The organism is Methylobacterium sp. (genome assembly GCF_019750675.1).
In the GTDB taxonomy this organism is placed as follows: Bacteria; Pseudomonadota; Alphaproteobacteria; order Rhizobiales; family Beijerinckiaceae; genus Methylobacterium.
Genome location: NZ_JAIEOF010000023.1, coordinates 1 through 5,040 on the forward strand (window position 1 = coordinate 1; position 5,040 = coordinate 5,040).

Consider the following 5,040-nt stretch of genomic DNA (forward strand, 5'->3'; position numbering starts at 1 on the left):
AGCGGCCGTTTCCCATTAGCCTCAGGCTTGATCGTGCCGCCGCGAGAAAGGCCCTTCCATGAAGACCCTGCTCGTTCCCGTCGCGTCCCACGACGCGCTCCCGTCCGTCTTCGAGACCGCCATCCTGGCCGCGCGCCGGTTCGGAAGCCTCATCGAGGGCGTCTCCCTGCGCCCGGCGCTCGCCGAGTACGTGCCCGTCGACATGGTCGGCGGCATGACCTGGCTGCGGGACGAGGAGGCCGACAAGGCCGAGGCCGAGACGGCCGGCCACCGTTTCGTGACCTTCATGGAGCAGGCCGGCGTCCCCCTGGCGAGCGACGGGCCCTGCACGCCCGAGACCGTGGGGAGTGCCGGGCCCCGCTACCGCTGGCGCCCCGACGTGCCGGCGGGGGACGCCTTCCTCGGGCAGTACGCGCGCCTGTTCACCGCCACCGTGGTCGGGCGCCCCGGGACCGACGACGGCTCGCCCCGCATGACCACCTTCGAGACGGCCCTGTTCGAGAGCGGCCGCCCGATCCTGCTGGCTCCCCCGATCGCCCCCGCCACCCTGGGCGACGCGATCCTGATCGCCTGGAACGGCTCGACCGAAACCGCCCGCGCGGTAGCCTTCGCCATGCCGTTCCTGCGCCAGGCCCAGCGCATCCGGGTGATCAGCGTCGAGGGCGGCACCGTGCCGGGCCCGAGCGCGGAGGATCTGGCCCGCTCGTTGGCCTGCGAGGGGATCGCGGCGGATTTCCGCGCCCATTCCGCCGGGCGGCGCACGCCGGGCGAGGTCTTCCTGGCCGAGGCCGAGGCGTTCGGCTGCGATCTGCTGATCAAGGGTGCCTACACGCAGAGCCGCCTGCGCCAGATGATCTTCGGGGGGCCGACGAGCCACCTCCTGGCCCATGCGGAAATCCCGATGCTGATGGCTCACTAGGGCAGATCAGGGCGGGATCGAGCGCGGCCGAAAACCGCGACCCGAACCATCCGGATCGCGCGCAATTGACTTGCGCGCATCTCCGATCGGGCCCAGCCTCCCGGGGCCGGCATGGACCGGCTGCCGGGACCACTCGCATGAAGTCGCTGACCCTCGTCCTCTCTGGACTCGCCCTGTCCGGAATCATGATCGGCCTGCCGGCCCGAGCGGATTCCCCCGTGGTGCGCATCCGCGGCACGATCGAGGCGGTGGACGGATCGAGCATCACGATCAAGCCGCGCCTCGGGGCCAGCGTGCAGGTCAAGCTCGGCGAGACCGTGCGGGTCGCCACCGCCAACGCGGCCAAGATCAGCGACATCCAGCCCGACAGCTACATCGGCACCGCCGCGACCCCGCAGCCGGACGGCACCCTCAAGGCCCTCGAGGTCGCGGTCTTCGCGCCCAGCATGCGCGGCACCGGGGACGGCCACTACCCGTGGGATCTCGAGAAGGAGAACACCATGACCAACGGCGCGGTGGGCGCCCTCTCGGGCACGGGCGACCGCACGATCCGGGTGACCTACAAGGGCGGCGAGAAGACCATCACGGTCCCGGAAGGCGTACCGGTCGTGGCCCTCGCACCGGGGGATGTCGGCAAGATCAAGCCGGGGGCCCGCGTGGTGGCCTTCACCCGGGCCGATGCGGGCGGCGTCGCCGTGGCCGAGCGCATGGTCGTCGGCGAGAACGGTACCGTTCCGCCGATGTGACCCGGCCCCGCCGGAGCAGGCCGATGTAACCCGGGCTTCGCCGACGCCGAAAGGCTCGCGGACGCCCGGGCGGACCACGCCCCCACACGCCACGATTCCACGCCCGAACAGACACGGAGGAACGCCATGATGAAGACCCTGCTGACCGGACTGACCCTCGGTCTCGCGCTCGCGGCGGCGCCGGCCCGCGCCGACGACGTTGTGCGCTACCGGGGCACGATCGAGTCCGTCGATGGCTCGACCGTGACGATCAAGCCCCGCATGGGCGAGACCAAGACCGTGACCTTCGGCGACGATACCAAGATCCTGGCCGCCAGCAGCGGCAAGCTCTCGGACATCAAGTCGGAGAGCTACATCGGCACGGCCGCGATCCCGCAGCCGGACGGCACCCAGAAGGCGCTGCAGGTCACGGTGTTCGCCTCCTCCCTGCGCGGCACCGCGGACGGCCACTATCCGTGGGACCTCGGCTCCAACTCGACCATGACCAACGGTGCCATCGGCAGCCTGTCCGGCACCGACGGACGCACCATGCTGGTCAAGTACCAGGGCGGCGAGAAGAAGGTTGTGGTCCCCGAGGATGTGCCGGTGACCCTGGTCGACCCGGGCGAGAAGAGCATCGTGGTGGCGGGCGAGAAGGTCGTGGCCTTCACGAAGGCCGGGCCGGACGGAAAGCTCAACGCCGTCGTCCTCATCGTCGGCCGCAACGGCACCGTCCCGTCGATGTGATCCCGCCCCTCCCCGCCGGTATGCGCCGGCGGGGTCGGACCGCGATTCCGAGATTCCCAAGATATTGAGGTCCTGTTGACGATCGTTCCCGAAACCCCGTCGCGCCTCGTGGTGATCCACCCCCTCGTGGTGCGGGTCACCCACTGGATCAACGCGGTCGCGGTGTTCTGCATGCTGTTCAGCGGCTGGGCGATCTACAACGCCTCGCCGCTCTTTCCCTTCGCCTTCCCGAAATGGGCGACGCTGGGCGGCTGGCTCGGCGGCGCGCTGGCCTGGCACTTCGCCGCCATGTGGCTGTTTGCCCTCAACGGCCTCGCCTACGTCGCCTACGGGCTCCTGGCCCGCCACTTTGCGACGAGTTTCCTGCCCCTGAGCCCGGGCGCGGTCTGGCGAGACGCCCGCGCGGCCCTGGCGCTGCGGCTCAGCCACCGGGTCGGCCGCTACAACGCCGTGCAGCGCCTCGCCTACCTCATCGCCATCGCGCTCGGCCTCTTGCTCGTCGCCTCGGGCTGCGCCCTGTGGAAGCCCGTGCAGTGGCAGAGCCTCGCGAACCTGTTCGGCGGCTACGAGTGGGCGCGCCGGGTCCACTTCTTTGCCATGGCGGGCCTTGCCGGCTTCATCCTCCTGCACCTCGCCCTCGTGATCGTGGTGCCGAGGACGCTGCTGGCGATGATCACCGGCCGCGCCCGCGTCACCGAGGAGACCGTTCGCTGATGCCCCGCGATCCCGACGACGCCGCCCGCCTCAAGGCCCTGCGCCGCGATCTCGCCCCCGACCTCGCGCGCCTGGAGCGCCGGATGGTGCTGCGCGGCGGCCTTTCGCTGGGGGCGCTGACCCTGCTCTCCGGCTGCGACCTCTCCACGGGCAGCAACGGCTCCCTGGCCGACCGGGTGCTCTGGGCGATGTCGCGGGCCAACGACCGGGTCCAGCAATGGTTGTTCGATCCCGCGACCCTGGCCCCGACCTACCCGGCCTCGATGATCGATACGCCGTTCCGCTTCAACGCCTATTACCCGCCCGACAACATCCCGGAGATCGACGCGGCGACCTGGAAGCTCGAAGTCTCCGGCCTCGTCGCCGACAAGGCGCCCTGGACGCTGGAGAAGCTGCGCGCCCTACCGCAGGAGAGCCAGATCACCCGCCACATCTGCATCGAGGGCTGGAGCCAGATCGGGCAGTGGAGCGGCGTGCCGCTGCGGACCTTCCTGGAGCGGACCGGCGCCGACCTCACCGCGAAATATGTCGGGTTCAAATGCGCCGACCGCTATTACGGCAGCCTCGACATGCCGAGCGCCCTGCACCCGCAGACGGTCCTGGCCCTCGATTTCGCCGGCCAGCCCCTCGCGCCCGAGTACGGCTACCCCTTGCGGGTGCGGGTGCCGACGAAGCTCGGCTTCAAGAGCCCCAAGCACATCGCGGCGATCTTCGTGACCAACGACTATCCGGGCGGCTACTGGGAGGACCAGGGCTACAACTGGTTCAGCGGGATCTGAGGGACGCGCCCCTCGCATCGGCCACGGTTCCGCTCTACATCGCGTCGCGATGAGCACAGACTTCACCCTCGACCCGCAGCTGGCCACCGACACCGTGCACGTGGGCGACCTCGCCCTGTGCAGCGTCCTTCTCATGGACGATGCCCGCTTCCCCTGGCTGATCCTCGTGCCGCGCCGGGCCGACGCCAGCGAGATCACCGACCTGTCGCCGGAGGATGCGCGGGGCCTGATGGACGAGATGCGGATCGCGACGGGCGTGATGCTGGCGCTCGCCAAGCCCGACAAGGTCAACGTCGCGGCACTCGGCAACGTCGTATCCCAACTCCACGTCCACGTGATCGGGCGCTTTCTCTCCGATCCCGCCTGGCCGAAGCCGGTCTGGGGCGTCGGCACGGCGACACCTTACCCGCACCACGCCCGCGCCCAGATGATCGAGCGCATCGGCGCCCTGTTCGCGGCGGCCTGAGGCGATGGCCGATCCGATGACCGATCCCTTGGGCCAGCTCGGCTACGTCCAGAGCCGCCTCGTGCGCCACTCGGCCGAGAGCGCCGCCGCGATCCCCGATCTCGACGCGCCCGGGGCACGCATCGCCATCCTGGCGGGCGACCGCGTCGTGCTCTCGGGCGATACCGCGCTCCTGACGCCGGACATGGCCGCCCGCACGGGGGAGCGCGGCCTGACGCTCTATCTCGGGCGCCTCGACGGAGACCCGGTTTTCGCCGCCGTCGTGCCGGCCGAGGCGTCCGAGGCCCTGGAGGCCGACCCTGACTTCCGGACCAACGATCTGCGGAGTCTAGCCGGCGAGGGTCGGATCGCGCCGCACGAACTCGGCCTCCTCGCCACGGCGAAGTCGCTCCTCGGCTGGCACGCGCGGCAGGGCTTCTGCGCCAATTGTGGAACCCCGACCACGCTGGCGGCGGGCGGCTACCGTCGCGAATGCTCGGCCTGCGAGACGCACCACTTCCCCCGCACCGACCCCGTGGTGATCATGCTGATCGTCCGGGATGGGGCCTGCCTGCTCGGGCGCTCGCCGCGCTTCCATGACGGCATGTATTCCTGCCTCGCCGGCTTCCTGGAGCCCGGCGAGACCGTCGAGGACGCCGTGCGGCGCGAGACCTTCGAGGAGGTCGGCCTGACCATCGGCGCGGTCCGCTA

At 70.5% G+C, this 5,040-nt stretch carries 7 protein-coding genes; all 7 read left to right on the top strand.

Features of this window, described 5'->3' with window-relative positions:
- The first annotated feature begins 58 nt into the window (after positions 1 to 58).
- Positions 59 to 919 (top strand): universal stress protein, encoded by an 861-nt coding sequence (locus tag K2X24_RS01020; protein WP_292493845.1) that lies wholly within the window; start codon positions 59 to 61, stop codon positions 917 to 919.
- A 137-nt stretch (positions 920 to 1,056) separates the two neighbouring features.
- A complete protein-coding gene (locus K2X24_RS01025; protein WP_292493847.1) occupies positions 1,057 to 1,665 on the top strand; it encodes a hypothetical protein in 609 nt (202 codons plus the stop codon).
- A 126-nt stretch (positions 1,666 to 1,791) separates the two neighbouring features.
- Positions 1,792 to 2,391 carry a hypothetical protein gene (locus K2X24_RS01030; RefSeq protein WP_292493849.1) on the top strand — a complete coding sequence of 200 codons (600 nt, stop codon included), beginning with the start codon at positions 1,792 to 1,794 and terminating at the stop codon, positions 2,389 to 2,391.
- A 75-nt stretch (positions 2,392 to 2,466) separates the two neighbouring features.
- The gene (locus tag K2X24_RS01035; protein WP_292493851.1) at positions 2,467 to 3,105 is read left to right on the top strand and encodes a cytochrome b/b6 domain-containing protein; all 639 of its coding nucleotides are present in this window, start codon (positions 2,467 to 2,469) and stop codon (positions 3,103 to 3,105) included.
- Complete coding sequence (locus K2X24_RS01040) at positions 3,105 to 3,884, top strand: molybdopterin-dependent oxidoreductase (RefSeq protein WP_292493853.1); 780 nt, start codon at positions 3,105 to 3,107, stop codon at positions 3,882 to 3,884. Before K2X24_RS01035 ends, K2X24_RS01040 begins: the two co-directional genes overlap by 1 nt.
- Before the next feature lie 49 nt (positions 3,885 to 3,933).
- Entirely contained in the window at positions 3,934 to 4,350 is a 417-nt protein-coding gene (locus K2X24_RS01045) for an HIT domain-containing protein (RefSeq protein ID WP_292493855.1), read from the top strand.
- 16 nt (positions 4,351 to 4,366) lie between these two features.
- Positions 4,367 to 5,040, top strand: a 674-nt coding sequence (locus K2X24_RS01050) for an NUDIX domain-containing protein (protein ID WP_292493856.1), incomplete at its 3' end; no start/stop codon positions are given.